1 protein-coding gene is annotated in these 621 nt (G+C 36.2%); it reads right to left on the bottom strand.

The features are described from left to right. Positions 1–7 precede the first annotated feature (7 nt). The gene (locus tag I8J29_RS33475; protein WP_208851567.1) at positions 8–604 is read right to left on the bottom strand and encodes a phytanoyl-CoA dioxygenase family protein; all 597 of its coding nucleotides are present in this window, start codon (positions 602–604) and stop codon (positions 8–10) included. Between the last annotated feature and the right edge of the window lie 17 nt (positions 605–621).

The raw sequence follows: 621 nt of genomic DNA on the forward strand, positions 1-621 counted from the left end.
TTTTAAATTACCATTTTTTAAGTCCTAATAATTTTTCACCAAGTTCACTAAGTTGGGCTTTTTCATATTTTTCTTTTTCCCAATTACGAGGATCTCCTAGGAAAGCAATACCTTCTGGAATCTCTCTGTCATTCCATTGTTTAATTCTCCACTCTTTTAACTCTTCATTATGCTCCTGTGCTGGGAACATAGAGATATATTGGTGAATATTAGCTGTATCAGAAGTATTTTTTCGTAAACCATGTGGTTGCATAACATGAAAAATTAGTAAGTCTCCTGCATTTAATGTCACTGGTGTTGGTGTATATCCAGTATAATCTGGATGATAAGGATCTCTGTCTTCAGGCTGAGTTTTTACCCACTCCGGGAAGTCACGATATAACTCAGGAGTTACGCTCAATCCGCCATTTTCAACATCTGTATCTGTTAAGAATAATATCCCTTGAACATTAACTGGTAGTGGATCTAATGAAGTATCTCCATCCCAGTGAATAAACCCTTCAAATTCATATCCTGGTTTATTGGGGAAGCTGAAATTACACCTGTCAATACAAGTCCATAATTTCTCGGTTCCCCAAATATCTGCAAGCGCACCAATTACTATTAGATAAGATCAATTGC

The organism is Paenibacillus artemisiicola (assembly GCF_017652985.1).
GTDB classification, from domain to species: domain Bacteria; phylum Bacillota; class Bacilli; order Paenibacillales; family Paenibacillaceae; genus Paenibacillus_Z; species Paenibacillus_Z artemisiicola.